Below are 15,671 nucleotides of genomic sequence, written 5' to 3'. Positions count from 1 at the left end.
CCGCGTCTGAGGGGCCCCGGCGCAAGTGCAGACCGCGAAACCGGGGACACCGGTCCGGAAGATGCGCTCCGACTCATGCTCAATCCGCTGCTACCGAAATGGTGACCATCATGCTTACAAATCCTGGACAACCCATCCTCGCCCGCTACCTCGACCGGATCGTACCGCGGCTCATCGACGTCACCGCCTTGGGCCAGCGGGAGGTGAATGCCCGGCTCGACCGGCACTTGGCGATCTTGGAGAGCCGGGGCATCCGGTCTCTGGACGGACTCGGGGAGCCGTTCCTGTCCGGTGACATCGTGGCCCGGCCGGGCATCGTCCGTCCGCTCCGCACCCCGGTCGCGAGGGGTTACGTCCCGTGGAGTGGTGTAGATCTCCACAGTTGCGCGTTGCTCCGGCAACGTAGTGAGCCATCGTGCGATGGTCAGTGAGTACCGATCAAAGAACTCACAAAGGACACAAAAACGCGATGGCTCTAGACCAGTCTGCCCTGCTTGACCTCGTAGGCAGGGACAGGATAGGTAGACCGGCCGGCAACGTTGAGTGCCTGACCGAGCCTGGCGATAAATGAGGGAGTGCCATCAATTGCCAACCATTCACTCATTCCCATTCGGGTATGCAAAAGTGAATGTCCTGAATCAATTAAGGACTGCGACTAATCGGTCGGGGCGAAGGATTGCGAGACCAGGTCGCTCAGCACAAGACCGGAGTGGGATCAGGTTTCACTGACGCATCTAGGTGTACTACATTATTCGGAGTGTTCGTATATAAATATCGACTAGAGAATGCGATTAGGGCGGCCGTTGGTTCACGCGATCGCGGCTACCAGATCACCGTTCGGCCGCAGCCGGGACGGGCAAGTTCGTTCCGAACTGGCCGGACCAAATCGGCCGATAGATGTCTTCCGTTGCTGGGATTCCAGGGACTTTGAGGCAAGGGTGGGCAGTTTCACCGCACCGTCGGCTGTCGCCGGCAACTAAGCGGGTACTCAGGAGGAAGCCAGCGAACGGGCGAAATTCGAGGGACCTCTCTCAGTATTTCGGATATGAAAATCCGCGGTATTTCGCAGAACCCGGGATGGCTACAATCTATGGTTAAACGTCGTCGCTAGGGTCTTTTGGCCCTGATTTCGGAAGCAAATTCCGGTGAAAATCACTGGTGTGCATTAGCTGTAGGTAGCTGGCCCGCGCTATTCGCTTCACAATAGTGCCAAACGCAGCGGACCATTGACATCCTCTACTGAAATGCGGATCCTAATTGCAAGAACTATTCCAGCAGCAGGCCCGCTGGATTTGGGGGCACTAATGAGAAACGGCAACTTTTGCGATTTTCAGCTGAGCCTTCTCAAATCGTGGAAACTCCGCAGGGACTCGTGTATTGTGCATGTTGCGGCGCGTCAACAGCGGCTCATCACTGCCCTGGCTGTACACGGTCCTCGACCTCGAAGCTACCTGGTCGGGCTCCTGTGGCCGGAGAGTTGCGAGAGTCTGGCCATGGATAGTCTGCGCGTGAGCATACACCTGGTCTCACGGCAAGTCCCGGGCCTGCTGGTCAACGGCGGCGCTGAGCTTTCCCTCAGCGATTTCGTGGATGTCGACTTGCACCGGGTCCGGTCCTGTATTCGAGAGCTAAGCCAAACCGGGCCTGACGGGCATGCCGCTTCGTCACTGAGCCTATTGCGCGACGCCGAACTGCTCCCGGGCTGGTATGACGATTGGGTCCTCTTTGAACAGAACAGATTGCGGCAGGAACGGCTCCACGCATTCCACATAATAGGGCGCGAGTCGCTGGCATGCAGTGACTTTGAGGTCGCCTTGGAAGCCGCTGAGGCAGCACTCGAACTCGAGCCGCTCTACGAAAGTGCTGTTGGACTCCTCATTCAGGCCCATAGGAAGCAGGGCAATAGCGCCGCCGCGCGTCGGGCCTTCGAAACGTATCGAACGAAGCTGAACGAGGACATGGGCCTCGCTCCATCGGAGGGCATTCGGCGCCTCGTCGCTGACGTTTATGAGAGCCGGTCCCTGCGAGAACGAGGGATGCCGAGACCATGACCCAGAGGGACGGAACGAGCAAGAGCGACAAATGGAGATCGGGGGCCAAGGCCGAGAAGGCCCCTGCTAAGCGCTGCGACGACCCTACATGGGCTCCGCCCGCTGATGTGGTCATCGCCGCCCGGCCACCCGTTAGTACCCGCGAATCGATGCAGTCGACCTCTTAACTAAGGTCGCGGTCCGCTGCGTGTCGGGGGCTTTCGTCGGGCATGAGCCCCATGCCCGGTTCACGGGACTGCCCCCGGTTTTGTTGACTCCTTGACCTAGCGAGCTTGTGCTCGTGGAAGGATGTTGACCATGCCCTCGGCTTATGGGGCGGAGTTCCGCCAGGATGTTATTGATGTGGCCCGCAAGGGTGAGGCGCCGCTGGCGCAGATTGCGAAGGATTTCGGGGTTTCGGTCACCACGCTGAAACGGTGGATTGCCATCGCCGAGCGTAAGGAATCCGGGGCCGGCCCGGCAGCGGCCGAGTTGGCCGAGGTGCGGGAGCTGAAGAAGCGCAACCGCCTGCTGGAGCAGGAGAATGAGGTTCTGCGCCGGGCTGCTGCTTATCTGGCGAGGGACATCAACCCAAAATGATGTACCCGCTGGTCACGGATCTTGCCGCCGCCGGTGTTCCCGTGGCGGTGACCTGCAGGGTGTTGAAGTTCAGCAAGCAAGGCTATTACCGGTGGAGGGCCAGCCCGGTGACGGACCGGGACTGGGCGGACGCGCACCTGGTCAACGCCGCCCTGGACATCCACGAGGACGACCCGGCCTTCGGGTACCGTTTCATCGCCGACGAACTCCCCGAGAAGGGCATTACGGCCGGCGAGAACAGGGTCCAGCGATTGTGCCGAGATCACGGCATCTGGTCCGTGTTCTCCAAGAAGCGGGGCGTGAACCGGAAACCGGGGCCACCGGTCCACGACGACCTGGTCGAGCGGGACTTCACCGCCGCGGCGCCGAACGAGCTGTGGCTGACCGACATCACCGAACACCCCACTGCCGAGGGGAAGCTCTACCTCTGCGCGGTGAAGGACGTCTATTCCGGGAGGATCGTCGGGTACTCGATGGACTCGCGGATGAAATCCTCGCTGGCGGTGGCCGCGCTGGAGAACGCGGTGCGCTCACGCCGCCCGGCCGGAACGGTGGTGCATTCGGATCGGGGATCCCAGTTTCGGTCCCGCCGCTTCGTCGAATCGCTCCGGCACCACGGGCTCGCAGGGTCGATGGGCCGGGTGGGTGCGTGCGCGGACAACGCCGCGATGGAGTCGTTCTTCTCGCTGCTGCAGAAAAACGTCCTGGACCGCCAGAGATGGCTCACACGCCAGGAGCTCCGTCTGGCGATCACCACCTGGATCGAAAGGACGTACCACCGCCGGCGACGGCAAAGGCGGCTGGGAAAACTCACGCCGATCGAATATGAAACAATCAACCGGACCGCGCTCTTAGCGGCCTAAGACCCGGAGTCAACAAAAGCCGGGGCAGTCCCCTCCTCGCATTGGTCGGACCCGGTGATTCGACGAAGACTACGATTCTCGATGCTGTCGGAGCTGTGCTGTCACCCACCTACACGCTTCGTTTTACTGACGCTGACTTTTTCCGTGGGAACACCGTTCGGCCGATCCTCATCACTGCAGCAGTGACCGATTTACCTGACTTCCTTGTTCAGGAGAACCAGCTCGGAAAAGAACAGTCAGGCATCTATCCGGATGGCAGATTGGTACACGATCCAATTCCTGGTGCGGTACCTTGCCTCGTGATTCGGTTGACCGTTGAACAGGACCTTGAACCGATTTGGGAGGTCATCCGTCCCGGGACCGACGAAACGCGCACCGTAACCGCAAGCCAGCGGCAGCGTCTGGGCTTCTTCCGGATCGATGACCAAGTAGACATTCATCTTCGATGGACGCGCACTTCTGCCCTGAGCGGTCTCACTGAACTTCGCCAAGGAGCTGCTGTGATTCTGGACGCTCACCGGCTGGCTCGCAAGGCGGTGTTTGACTCTCAACCAGAGGCGCTCCTTGTGGCCGCGGGTTTGACGCAGGCTAGTTCTCGGGAGGTCGGGAGGTCGGGAGGTCGGGAGCGCCCCGTTTGCTCAGCTACGGCCCGGTTTGGAGCCTAGCTCAGCGTCTTCAGCCCATGCACTGATGTTGCACGACGGGCCTATCCCTCTTACCCAGTTCGGGTTGGGGACCAGGAGGTTGACCAGTTTCGGCATCCAGGCGGCTTCCGTACAGGGGGGTTCGATTATCGCCATTGATGAAGTGGAGCATGGCCTCGAACCACATCGTCTCGCACACCTGTTGCATGTGCTTCAGCAGAAGGCGACCGCAGCATCCATCCAGGTGCTGTTCACAACACACTCCGCCATGGCGGTCGAAAGCCTTAAGACCAACGATCTGGCAGTGGTTCGGTCTGTCGATGGCAAAACGACCGTTCTTCCGGTCCCGGAGGAGCTCGAGACCGCCCAGGGAGTGTTCCGCTCGGCACCATCGGCTCTGCTGTCGCGAAAGGTAGTCGTCGGCGAGGGTGCTACAGAGGTGGGCCTGCTTCGCGGATTGTTTCGACACCGTGACGCCGTACGCCTCACAAAAGGGCACTCCAGCAGTGTGTCCTTGGGGCTAGCTATCGTCGATGGCAGGGGTGGTAACGACGCCCCAGACAGGGCGCGATTGTTTAGCAACCTGGGGTACCCGTCCCTCGTCCTCATGGACAACGACGATCCTAAGGTAGCGCCGAACGTTGCGGCCGCGCAGGCCGCCGGCGTGATTGTCGCTCGATGGCAGAATGGCCGAGCTCTTGAAGACGAACTCGTCCACGGCCTCAACGCGGCAGGTTTGCGGGAAATGGTGGATCGGGCCGCAGAACTGATGAGCGAAGAGGCGGTCTGCTCGGCCGTCGCTGCGAAACTCTCGGTACCCAAACTTGAGGGGACAGATCCGGCTGAATGGGAAGCATCCTGCGGCAAATCGTCCCAGGAAATCCGAAGCGCGATTGGGCTGGCGTCCAAGGGCAAGAAGAACCCGTGGTTCAAGAACGTGGATGGCGGGGAAGTATTGGTGGATCTCCTGACGAATCATTGGGCCAGCATCGAGGACGATTTCTTGGGCAGCACCATCGAGAGCATATTCCAGTTCGTTTTCGACGATGTGCAGGACGCCGATGTGGAAGGGAAATCGGATGACTGAGGGCGCTGCCCTCAACGCTGCCGCGATTCGGATCCTGGGCGCGCTACCAGGTTCAATCACGCTGCCGGCAGGAACCGGGAAAACAGAACTGGTTGCAGCAGTCGTAGCTGAGGTGGCGGCCGGGGGCGGCAACGTCCTTGTTCTAACGCACACACACGCCGGCGTCGATGCACTTCGACGCCGGATGGCTAAGTTTTCGGTTTCCAAGGAGCACTTCAGCGTCCGCACAATAGATGCGTGGTGCTTTGACCTCATTCAGCACTTTCCTCTGCTTGCCGGACTTGCCGTTCCTTCCGACCCGGATTGGACCTATGCGCAGGCCTATCACATCGCAGCCACACGTGCGGTTGATAGCGAAATTGTCCGGCGCATGCTCACGGTCAGCTACGACCTCATCATCGTCGACGAGTACCAAGACTGCCTGATTGATCAGCATCGGCTGGTTGCCGGGTTCACGGGGGTGCTGCCGACGCTGGTCCTGGGGGACCCTCTCCAGGGGCTGTTCAATTTCGGGGGACAGCAGCCGGTCGACTGGAAAAACGACGTCCTCGATTGTTTTCCGGAAGTATCGATTGCTTCATACCCATGGAGGTGGCATGACCACAATCCAAGACTGGGAAATTGGCTGCTCTCCATCAGGAAAACTCTCGCCGACGGGAATCCGATTGACCTGGCAGGCTCTCCCATTCAGTGGAGGAGAATGCCCAGCGAGGGACAGTTCAAAGTCAGAGAACAAGCCGCAGCATGTTTCAGATCGCCGCAGGAAGGCTCCACAGTAGCTCTCGGGCAATTTCGCCACGACATCCTGAGCCCTGCGCAGCAACTCAACGGGTCCTACTCGGTCATGGAGGCGCTGGATTCGAGCGTCACCGAGAAGTTTTGCCAACTCGTCGACAGCGGTACTGCACCCGAGGTTGCAGCGGGCGCAGTGGAGTTCGCAGTGAATTGCGCAACGGGGATTGCGACGCACCTCGACTCGACGAAAAGACGACGTCTGGCCACAGGCAAGGCCATCGTGACTCGAACAACGGATCGGCAGAAGACCTACGCTGCCATTAACCGCCTGCTCTCGGGACCGACACCGCGTTCTGTCCACGCGGCTCTGGATGCGATTATGGGTCTTCCGAACGTCAAGATCTACTGTCGGGAAGCGTGGAGTGAAGTCATTCACGCCCTTCAGTTCGCCGCCCTAGATGCCGAGCTCTCCGTTACGCGTGCCCTGATGCAGGTCCGCAACGGGGCCAGAGCTCGCGGTCGACGCCCAGCCCGGCGAGTCCTATCGCGACCACTACTCGTGAAGGGGCTCGAATACGACCATGCGATCTTGCTCGATGCCGACAAATGCAACGCTCAAGAGCTATATGTGGCCCTCACGAGGGGGTCAAAATCCGTCACGGTTGTCAGCAGAAGCAGCGTCCTGAGCCCCACCACTGCCGTCTGACACTTGCAGATCCTACAAAGTCATCAGACCTCAGCGATTTGTGAATAGTGGTTGGCCTCGGAGCTTCCGCGCCTTCAGGTAGTGGGGCGGACACTCGACGAAGTCAGACTAGCTCGTGGGTGCCAAGGAACTGAATGTTGCAGTAGCGATGGGCAAAGCAAAGCAAAACCCGAGCCTGGCACATCGGGAGCGCGGTTCCGGATGCCTATCTCGAAGTGAGGGGCGTGTCGGTGACGGCTTGAATCAGGACCACCGACGACTCGCACGCTTCGAGTGCCTGCCCGTCGAAAACAGGTGGCGTATCTCCGCCCAATCACCCAAATTGATCACCTTCCATCATGGTCGGTGGCCCTTTTTTCCGTTGGCGTTAACACTATCGCCGGCACTGGAGGAAGCGTCTCGTTGCTATGTGTCGTTACCCGCGCTCGATATTGGTGTCGCAGCCAGCAGGATCGCCGTTCGACGGCCATCGCCCGTTGGTTGGACCTTCGAAGCGGAAGACTGCGGGAGAGCCCAACCTAGTGGATCCACTAGTTAGGAGACCGCTGCCGTCCTGGCATGGTGGATGATCGTCGCGGTATTCAGGATGTGTTTTTCCATCTCTGCCTTGGCGGTCTCGGCATCGCCGGCGTCGAGTGCGCTGATAATGCGGGAGTGATCTTCGTTGCGTTAGGCCAAGGCCGATCCGAACGGTTCTGCGGCTCATGTTGCTCATGACTCTGGCGGACGCCATCCGATGGATCTGCTCGAAGTACGTTGTTGGCAGATCGGTGACATCCTCTCGATCGCATGATCAGTTTTCGAGATACCGTAGCGCTCCGGATATCAGCTGCTCCGCAGCGGAGGTGTCTGCTCCGGAGTCATCGTCCGCGGGTGTCCGCCCGCCATCCTCAGGTTCGTTCAGTGCCTCATCAGGGTCACGGTATCCATGACCCAGGATTCTAGTGGGGTATAGGCCTCAGCCGGATCCACAGGCTCGGGCCACGATCCAAAACCGAAAATCTTTCCCAAAGCCTGTTACGTGTTCGGTGTGCCTCGACGCCTATTGGAGAGGGACCAAGCTGCCCGAGTGTCAATGGCCAGTAGTTTCTGCCCACGGGCGGCCAGTTGATGTGCCCGCTGGTGGCCAGTAAAAGTGCCCGTTGATGGCCAACAGATCTGCCCACTGATTGGTTCGGCGGGGTTGGCCATCGTTTGGTTTGGTCAGTTCAGTCGGGTTACTCCTTTTCCGGCGAGGGCCTGGGTGAGGCGGACGGAATCGCCGCTGGTCTGGCAGACGTGGGCGTGGTGCAGCAGCCGGTCAACGGTGGCGGTGGCGAGGGTTTTGGGCATGAGCTCATCGAAGCCGGCGGGGTGGAGGTTGGAGCTGATCGCGACGGACCGTTTTTCGTAGGCGGCGTCCACGACCCGGTAGAGGCCTTCGGCGGCGTCCGTGGCCACCGGCAACAGGCCGATGTCATCGATCACCACGAGCTCGGCGCGCAGGATCCGGGCGACGGCGCGGGTGACGCTGTCATCGGTGCGGTGCGCGCGGATCAGGACGCCGAGGTCCTCGAGCCTGAACCACGCCACCCGCATCCCGGCTTCCACCGCTTGCTGGCCGAGGGCTTCGAGGAAGAACGTCTTCCCGGTCCCGGAGGGCCCGCAGACGACCAGGTTCTCCCGCCGGTTGATCCATTCCAGGGTCCGCAGCGCCTGCTGGGTCGGGGCCGGGATGGAGGATGCTGCCGGGTCCCAGGCATCGAAGGTTTTCCCGGTCGGGAAGCCTGCGGCCTTGCGGCGGGAGGCGAGCATGGACCGGGCCCGGCCGGCGGCTTCCTCGGGGAAGAGTGCTTTGATCACCTCGGCCGGTTCCCAGCGCTGCGCTCGGGCGGTCGCGATCAGTTCCGGGGCCAGCGCCCGGGCGTGGGGCATTTTCAGGGACCGCATCAGGGCCTCCAGGTCCGGCGGCAGCGGCGGGGCTCCGGTGTTGGCCGTCGTGACGGGGCTCATCGAGCCACCTCCCGTGAGGTGCTGTTGGACGGAGTGTTCAGGGCGGGGTTGCCGATCGCGGCCCACGCGCCGGTTCCCTGGGTCAGCGAGGTGGCTTCGTTCGCGGCGTGCGTGGTGGTGCGGCGGATGTTGGCGTTCAGGATCGAGGCGAGGTCAGGGTGCGCGAAGCGGCCGTGCAGGGCGGCGTCGCCCAGGGCCCGGTCCACCTGGTCGTTGCCGGCGATTTTGGCCAGGGTGACGGCTTCGGCCATCTTCACGTTCATCCGTGCGGTTCCGGCCGCGGCGGCCTCGACCAGCCAGCTCCTGGCGCCCTCGCCGATGGCCAGGAACGCGGCTTCATCCGCGCTGCGGGCCCTGACCTCGTAGTCGCCGGGGATCCGGGTCCTGGTTCCGGGAAAGTGCTCATCGTTGATGGCGGGGCTGCCGGGCCGTGCCCGGTCGTGGCGGGCGACTTCGACCGGGCCGGCGGTGCCGGCGTGGACGATGATGACCTGCTCGCCGGGTCCGGTCCCGTGGGTGCGCACGAACACCCGGGCCCCAAGCAGGTGCACGGGACGGAGTATTGGGCGTTCTCGAAGGTGACCATCGGGGTATTCTCCGGGACGGTGCGGGCCAGCCCGAACGCGACGGTGTGGGCGGTATCGGGGATCCGGTGCAGCCTGGGGGCTTCCTCGGCGAGCATGGCCGCCGGTTTGCGCCGGGTCATCCTGTGTTCACGGTTGTTCACCTCGTCCATGAACGCCTCGCAGGCAGCTTCGAGTTCGGCGAAGGTGCCGTACTCGTCGCGGAGGTTGGTGTCCTTTGGCACGATGTCGGCCTTGGCGAGTTTCACGGACGCTTCGACCCCGCCCTTGGTGGCAGGGTCCGCCGGCTGGCAGGTCAGTACGGTGACACCGTAGTGCCGGGCGAAGTCCAGGGTCTGCTGGTTCCTGATCGGGACCCCGGCGACATGGGCGGTGGTGACGGTCTTCTCGTTATCCGTCAGCACATACGTTGGTGCCCCGCCCAGGATCCGGAAGCACCGGTCCAAAGCAGCGAACACGCTCGGCGCGGTCCGGTCTTTGAGCGGGATCACGATCCGGAACCGGGAGAACGCCAGCCACGCCACGAACAGGATGGTCTTCACCCCGCCGATCCGGGGCCCGTCGCCGAAGTCGTACTGCAGCCACATCCCCGGCTCGGTGACCCAGGGCCGGTGCACGCGGGTGTGGCCCAGCCGCCACGCCGCCTTGACCTGCGCGATCGCGCGGCGGGTGGAGCGTTCCGAACCCGTATAGCCCAGGGCAAGGAGCTTTTCGTGGGCTTTGTCCGCGCGGATCCGGCCCTTGGATCCTTCGATCCATTCCTCGATCTTGGGCAGGTACGCGTCCGTGACCCGGCCCCGGGCCGCAGGTTCCCCGATCGGCCGGCCAGCATCCCTGGCCTGAACATGTTTGGCAACAGTGTGGTGCGAGCAGCCCGTGAGCTCCGCGGTGGCGCGCAACGATCCGGTCAGATCGTAGGCAGCAAGAATTTCCATGATTTCTCCGTCAGACTTCATACAGGGCCTCTTCCTGGTTCGCTTTTGGTGCGCTTAGACACCGTCATCAAACCCCAGGGAGAGGCCCCCACCGCTTAAGACGCGGTCGGTTCAGTAAGGAAGTGGGCAGATCTCATGGCCACCGTCAGGCAGTTCTACTGGCCGTCAGCGGGCACTTTCGTGGCCGCCTTCGGGCAGTTTTTCATGGCCGCTAACACCCGAGTGCCTGATCGATTTTCCAGGTGTCATCTGATCTGGAAATTATGGATGGAGGCAGCGCCGAGGCAAGGAGCAGTAGAAGCAGCGCCATAGTCTTCGAGCATTCCGCGAAGTCGATTTCCGAAGATGACGCTTGCGTGGATCTTCCTTGAAGCCAAAATGAGAGCTGCACCACACCTTCCGGTATATTAACGATCCTCCACACATCAACTACGGGTGGCCCCCGGAGACGGGCGCCGACCTCTGCTCGCAGGGACTGTCATATGCGTACCGATGTTTACCACAACAGGATGCAGTTGGTTCGGGCCGCCCGGGACGTGATAGGGCATAGGGGCAGCACCGACGTGGGGATCCGCGAGATCGCCTCTGTCGCCGGGGTGGGGACCGCCACGCTCCACCGACACTTCTCCACTAAGGAGATGCTCATTGACGAGGTATCTGTTGTCCGCTGGTCTCGCATGGAAGATTACGCCCGCCGCGGAGTCCGGCCCGGGTACACGCCTCTCCAGAACGTGCTGGCCATCCTCGAGGCGTTCACCCGCATGACGACGGCAGATGACAGGTTTATTACCGCCGCCGGACTCACGGTGGGCCGCGCACCCCGCGCCATCCACCCGATCCGCGAAGCATTTGAGCCCGAGTTCGCCGCTCTATGGATACAGGCCCAGCGGGAAGGCATGCTACGCCGCGCCGCAGATCCCCGGGACGCCGTGGAATTGGCCGGCGCCATCCGGGATCGTACGCGCCGTATTCAGATGATGACGATGCTGACAGCCGGTATCTGCGCACCGGCCGTGGACGCCGAGTCTTTGGTCTCCGAAATGTGTCTCAAGCGTTCAAAGTGAGATTTTTGCGGCGGGATCGTCTCACTTGCCGTCGCACTGAACCATTCGTTGCCAGCATGTCTGCATGCAAAGCTTTGGAATTGACGGCACCTGCCCTGAAGATCTGAGCGTCATGGACGCCGCAGCGCAGTTGCATTCCGGTGCCCTTCCCACCGTTGATCTGCTGGAAGCAGGCCTGGTCCGGGCGCCACGCGCAATAGCGTGGCGCCCGAAGCCGACGGACGTCCTGAATCCATTAATCACGGGGCCCGGATCCACGGGGACGCGGTGCTGGAACCAACGGCCGTTCTCACGGCTCTCCGCCGCCGCGACGATTATGACTGGTCAGCACTTGGTCCAAGAGGATCCCATGACCCTATCTTTTGCGATGGGGGACGTCGCCTCTCCTGTGGCCGCTTGGCCGGTTGGGCTGGGCGGCCTGCCCGTTGGCGTTTCTGTCATGGTCTCGTGGGGACGCGACAACAGCGCCCTTGACGTGGGGCCGGCTCTGCAGGTTTGTGCGCTGCCACCGCTGGGCATCCCAGCAATCCCTATGGAGGAAACTTGGAAAGTTTAGTCAGCCTATTGCTGTCCATCTTCACGCTTTTTGGCTTCTATGCCCTACTGGCCTTCGGTCTGGGGATCATTTTCGGCCAACTGGGCGTGGTTAATGTGGCACACGGTGAATTCGCAATGGTAGGCGCATTCCTGATGTACGCCATGGCAGGAATTCCCTTCTGGCCCCGGCTGCTTGTGGTGGTCCTGCTGGGCCTGGCACTAGGCGTAATCACTGAGAGGCTAGTGCTCTCACGGCTCTATGCTCGAGGGTTCCTCGCCACACTACTGGCCATGTGGGGCGTGGGCATTGTGCTTCGCCAAGGAGCGGACGCCGTCTTCGGTTCCACACCAGCATCCGTAGCGGCACCAATGTCGGGAACATTCGACGTCCTGGGCGTCCAGTACCCCGTATACAGGCTCGTCATTACGGTAATCGCACTGGCCGTCGTCGGGAGCGGTCTGCTGCTCTTGTTTCGTTCCAACCTCGGAATGAGGATTCGCGCCACGGTGGACAACCGCACCATGGCATCCTTGCTGGGTATCCCGCCCACGCTGATGATCACCGGGACATTCGCCGCGGGCACCGGCTTCGCTGTCCTGGCCGGAGCCTTGCAAAGCCCCATGCTGGGCGTGACTCCGGGTGTCGGCGTCTCCTTTCTGGCCCCGGCGTTCTTTGCAGTGCTGATTGGCCGGCCCGGATCGCTCCCTGGCTCCATCTTCGGAGCCTTGATCGTCGCTATCCTCAGCACCCTGCTGCGCACTTATCTGAACGAAACCGTCGCTCAGCTGATTCTTTTTGCTCTGTTGATCATTCTCATCGCCGTTCGTCCGAACGGCCTGTCCTGGAGGAAACCCCAATGGAAAATAGCACCCGCGGTCCCCGCCACACGCCACGGAGCACCGGCATGAACCGCAGTCGCCGCCTCAGCGCGGCAACAGTCATCCTCACCGCCACAGCCCTGGTCTTGACCGGCTGTGGAGCAGCCAGCACGAGCGCGCAGGCGCCGAGCTCGGGCCACGCCCTCAAGATCGGCCTGATCGCACCCGTGACCGGTCCTGCCGTGCAAGAGGGACTCGCACTGCAGCGCGGCGTCGAGCTCGGGGTGAAGAAGATCAACGAAGCCGGCGGCGTCCTGGGGCGCCCGGTGGAGGTCGTGACGGTGGACGACCAGGCCAACGCGTCAAAATCCACTCAGCTGGCCCAGCGTCTGATCGCCCAGGACAAAGTGGATTATCTGTTCGGAACCATTCCGGGTGACACGACCGCGGCCGTGGGCAAAGTTTCCCAGGCATCAAAGGTCCCGTTTTCCTCTGTGGTGCTCGGTGATGCATCATTTTGCGGTCCGTACTTCTACCCGTTCGGAGAACCTGACCTTACGATGCTGGACGTGATCGTCCCGCAGATGATGAACAAATACGGCAAGCGGGTGGCGATGGTGGGCAATGACTACGTCTTTCCCCGGGGCTATCTGGCCAAGGCGCGCAGTATGGTCGAAGCCGCAGGCGGCAGCGTATCTGTGGAAGAATATTCGCCACTCGGCACCGCCGACTGGCAGCCTGTTATCAACAAACTGTCCGCCGCTAAGCCGGACTGGATCTTGTCCGCGGTCGTGGGCGGTGATGCCACGTCTCTGGTCAGCCAGGCGGACCAGGCCGGGCTGTTGAAGAGCACCGGATTCAGCGGTGTGAGCATCATGCAGGACTTTTATCCCGGGCTGACCACCCGGATCGACGGCATGGAGTTGCCAGGCCGTTACTCCGACCAGCTAACGGGACAGGCCAACGCCGAATTCGTCCAGAACTACCGGAAGGCATACGATTTCTCCGCTCCGATTCCGGGAGTAGCGGCCAACGCCTATGAGGGCGTCCAAATGGTGGCCCGCGCTGTCGAGAAGGCAGGCTCCACCGACGCAGACGCCATCACGGCGGCCCTCTCAGGTGCCACTATCGAGAACGGTGTCTTTGGCAGCGGGCACTTTACAAAGGATCACCGTTTCGTCACGGAGATGTATCTGCTGGGCATCCAGCCTGGCGGCAAGTACGTCCCGGTCCAGAGCTACAAGACCCCTGAGGACACGGGAAGCGGGTCGCAATGCGTTTCCTGAAGCCTATGACAAACTGGCGGCGCAGGGTTGAACGCCGGCACGCTATAGCTCTCGCGGGCACCATTGTGGGCCTGGCCGTTGTGCCGTTTCTGCTGCCGGCCTACCCTTTGGCCCTGCTGACGCTGGCCTTGGCTTATGGACTCTTCGCCTTCGGCCTGGATCTGGGCTGGGGCCGGGCCGGAGTCATCAGCATCGGGCACGCAGCCTTTTTCGGGATCGGTACTTATGGTGCAGCCATCGCGGTCAACGCGGGCATTCCCGTGGCGATAGGAGTCGCTGCCGCACTGGCTCTATCTGCGCTCGTGGCGTTGGGGATAGGACACGTGGGCCTGGGCAACAGGGCCCTTGCCTCCACGATGGCCGTACTCACGCTCGCCCTAACACTGCTGGCCGAACAAATCGCCCGGTCCTGGCTCGCCGTCACCAACGGCAGCAACGGGCTCTTTGTCCCCTCACCTGGCGTTGTCGACAACTTCTACCGCACCGCCATCGTGGCACTGGTAGTGGTCACGGCAGTTTGGTTCGTCGCACTGCGGGGACCACTGGGTCGGCGTCTGCTGGCTGTACGCGTCAATGAGCAGCGAACCGAACACCTGGGCGTGGACCCACACCGGACCAAGACAACGGCCTTTGTCCTCAGTGCACTGGTGGCCACAGTTGCCGGTAGTGCAGCAGCTCCTGTGATTGGTCTGGTTTCCCCGGCCACCGCCGGCATTGTGATGTCCACCCAAGTGCTGGTCTGGCTGGCGGTAGGGGGACGCGGCACTATCATTGGCGCTTTTCTGGGAGCCGGGATTGTCACCATCGGGCAGGAGTATCTGGGCGAGGCAATCGGCAGCTGGTACCTGCTGGTGATGGGTGTCGCCTTTATTCTTGTCGTTCGCTTCGCCCCCGGAGGACTGGTAGGTTTTGCAGCCAAACTACGGCGCAGCCCCCTGGCGCGTTCAGCCGCGCAAGACGCCCTTATCTTCTCAGACCACACCGATGCCGACATCGCATCCGCTCGTCCGGCAGCAGCCGCACGGGGAGGGGACTTCGGCCGTCTTCGGCAGGACGAAGAAATGAATATCAGGCCCCCGATCGATCTCGATCCGTCGGCTCTCAGCCTGAAGGACGTCACGAAGTCCTTTGGCGCGGTACCGGTAGTCCGGGGAGTGACACTCAATATTCCTGCAGGGCAGATCGTCTGCCTTATCGGCCCGAACGGTGCCGGTAAGACCACCCTGCTGAACCTTGTTGCTGGGGACCTGCCGGTGAGCAGCGGGCAGATCCGGATCCGCGATCGGGAGGTAACGTCTTCGAGCGCGCACGAGCGTGCGGGCCTGGGTCTGGGCAGGCTTTTCCAGATTCCCAGTATCTACCATGAACTAACGCCGGCCCAGAACATGGCAATGGCTCGGGCGGAAGCGTTCCAGTGGGTGGACCTTCCCGAGGAGCTGGAACGCTTCACAAACAACAGTGACATTCTAACCCAAGACCTGCCGCTGGCTGATCAGCGCGCGCTCGAGCTGGCCATGTCCATTGCCTGGGGCCCAGAGATCGTACTGCTGGATGAACCGGCCGCCGGACTTTCCCACGAGGACTCGGTTCGCCTGGCACAGACGCTCAGAAACGTTAACCAGCAGCTGGGATGCACCCTGGTCATCGTGGAGCATGACATGGACATCGTCCGTCAGCTGGCAGACCGCGTCGTGGTCCTGGCTGACGGCATGGTGCTGGTGGACGGGGACATGGACGAGGTCTCCGCCCACGCGGATGTACGTAACGCCTACTTGGGAGCGGTGTGAGC

General features: G+C 61.9%; 10 protein-coding genes and 1 pseudogene. 9 read left to right on the top strand and 2 right to left on the bottom strand.

Annotation, left to right across the window (positions count from 1 at the left end; genetic code table 11):
* Nucleotides 1-110 precede the first annotated feature (110 nt).
* From GXK59_RS09440 to GXK59_RS09420, 5 genes are all read left to right on the top strand, one after another.
* Nucleotides 111-431, top strand: coding sequence for a hypothetical protein (locus GXK59_RS09440; RefSeq protein ID WP_160666251.1), 321 nt, complete (start codon nt 111-113; stop codon nt 429-431).
* A 1,062-nt stretch (nt 432-1,493) separates the two neighbouring features.
* The gene (locus GXK59_RS09435) at nt 1,494-2,051 is read left to right on the top strand and encodes an AfsR/SARP family transcriptional regulator (RefSeq protein ID WP_237393848.1); all 558 of its coding nucleotides are present in this window, start codon (nt 1,494-1,496) and stop codon (nt 2,049-2,051) included.
* 297 nt (nt 2,052-2,348) lie between these two features.
* Nucleotides 2,349-3,493, top strand: a protein-coding gene (locus GXK59_RS09430) for an IS3 family transposase (protein ID WP_160666246.1) whose coding sequence is annotated in 2 segments (ribosomal slippage) — nt 2,349-2,625 and nt 2,625-3,493 — 1,146 coding nt in all. Because the reading frame shifts where the segments join, the coding sequence is not laid out codon by codon here.
* A gap of 690 nt (nt 3,494-4,183) precedes the next feature.
* Nucleotides 4,184-5,224: an ATP-dependent nuclease gene (locus tag GXK59_RS09425; RefSeq protein ID WP_160666244.1), complete on the top strand. Its 1,041-nt coding sequence runs from the start codon at nt 4,184-4,186 to the stop codon at nt 5,222-5,224.
* Nucleotides 5,217-6,665 carry an AAA family ATPase gene (locus GXK59_RS09420; RefSeq protein ID WP_160666242.1) on the top strand — a complete coding sequence of 483 codons (1,449 nt, stop codon included), beginning with the start codon at nt 5,217-5,219 and terminating at the stop codon, nt 6,663-6,665. The genes GXK59_RS09425 and GXK59_RS09420 overlap by 8 nt, the downstream gene beginning before the upstream one ends.
* Nucleotides 6,666-7,868: 1,203 nt before the next feature.
* Here the strand turns inward: GXK59_RS09420 and istB are convergent.
* Together istB and istA are read right to left on the bottom strand one after the other, a co-directional pair.
* A complete protein-coding gene (gene istB / locus GXK59_RS09415; protein WP_160666240.1) occupies nt 7,869-8,657 on the bottom strand; it encodes an IS21-like element helper ATPase IstB in 789 nt (262 codons plus the stop codon).
* Nucleotides 8,654-10,197: pseudogene (gene istA / locus GXK59_RS09410) on the bottom strand (IS21 family transposase). The gene istB and the pseudogene istA overlap by 4 nt, the downstream one beginning before the upstream one ends.
* Nucleotides 10,198-10,658: 461 nt before the next feature.
* Between istA and GXK59_RS09405 the strand changes: the two are divergent.
* The 4 genes from GXK59_RS09405 to GXK59_RS09390 all read left to right on the top strand — a co-directional run bounded on the left by GXK59_RS09405 (nt 10,659) and on the right by GXK59_RS09390 (nt 15,669).
* Nucleotides 10,659-11,240 carry a TetR/AcrR family transcriptional regulator gene (locus GXK59_RS09405; RefSeq protein ID WP_160666238.1) on the top strand — a complete coding sequence of 194 codons (582 nt, stop codon included), beginning with the start codon at nt 10,659-10,661 and terminating at the stop codon, nt 11,238-11,240.
* Nucleotides 11,241-11,804: 564 nt separating this feature from the next.
* On the top strand, nt 11,805-12,686 hold the full coding sequence (locus GXK59_RS09400; protein ID WP_160666236.1) for a branched-chain amino acid ABC transporter permease: 882 nt from the start codon (nt 11,805-11,807) through the stop codon (nt 12,684-12,686).
* Nucleotides 12,683-13,882, top strand: a complete 1,200-nt coding sequence (locus GXK59_RS09395) for an ABC transporter substrate-binding protein (RefSeq protein WP_160666234.1) — start codon at nt 12,683-12,685, stop codon at nt 13,880-13,882. The genes GXK59_RS09400 and GXK59_RS09395 overlap by 4 nt, the downstream gene beginning before the upstream one ends.
* Nucleotides 13,870-15,669 carry a branched-chain amino acid ABC transporter ATP-binding protein/permease gene (locus GXK59_RS09390; protein ID WP_160666232.1) on the top strand — a complete coding sequence of 600 codons (1,800 nt, stop codon included), beginning with the start codon at nt 13,870-13,872 and terminating at the stop codon, nt 15,667-15,669. Before GXK59_RS09395 ends, GXK59_RS09390 begins: the two co-directional genes overlap by 13 nt.
* Nucleotides 15,670-15,671: the final 2 nt, after the last annotated feature.

The sequence above is a fragment of the Pseudarthrobacter sp. ATCC 49987 genome, from assembly GCF_009928425.1.
GTDB lineage: Bacteria > Actinomycetota > Actinomycetes > Actinomycetales > Micrococcaceae > Arthrobacter.
Note: the sequence above shows the minus strand (reverse complement) of the source record. Positions and strands in the feature narration are given on the sequence as shown.

What these genes read in the sequence shown, in the direction of transcription:
- GXK59_RS09435 (WP_237393848.1), top strand. Translation starts at nt 1,494, where the DNA reads ATGGATAGTCTGCGCGTGAGCATACACCTGGTCTCACGGCAAGTCCCG.
- istB (WP_160666240.1), bottom strand. Translation starts at nt 8,657, where the DNA reads ATGAGCCCCGTCACGACGGCCAACACCGGAGCCCCGCCGCTGCCGCCG.
- GXK59_RS09420 (WP_160666242.1), top strand. Translation starts at nt 5,217, where the DNA reads ATGACTGAGGGCGCTGCCCTCAACGCTGCCGCGATTCGGATCCTGGGC.
- GXK59_RS09425 (WP_160666244.1), top strand. Translation starts at nt 4,184, where the DNA reads ATGTTGCACGACGGGCCTATCCCTCTTACCCAGTTCGGGTTGGGGACC.
- GXK59_RS09440 (WP_160666251.1), top strand. Translation starts at nt 111, where the DNA reads ATGCTTACAAATCCTGGACAACCCATCCTCGCCCGCTACCTCGACCGG.
- GXK59_RS09390 (WP_160666232.1), top strand. Translation starts at nt 13,870, where the DNA reads ATGCGTTTCCTGAAGCCTATGACAAACTGGCGGCGCAGGGTTGAACGC.
- GXK59_RS09395 (WP_160666234.1), top strand. Translation starts at nt 12,683, where the DNA reads ATGAACCGCAGTCGCCGCCTCAGCGCGGCAACAGTCATCCTCACCGCC.
- GXK59_RS09405 (WP_160666238.1), top strand. Translation starts at nt 10,659, where the DNA reads ATGCGTACCGATGTTTACCACAACAGGATGCAGTTGGTTCGGGCCGCC.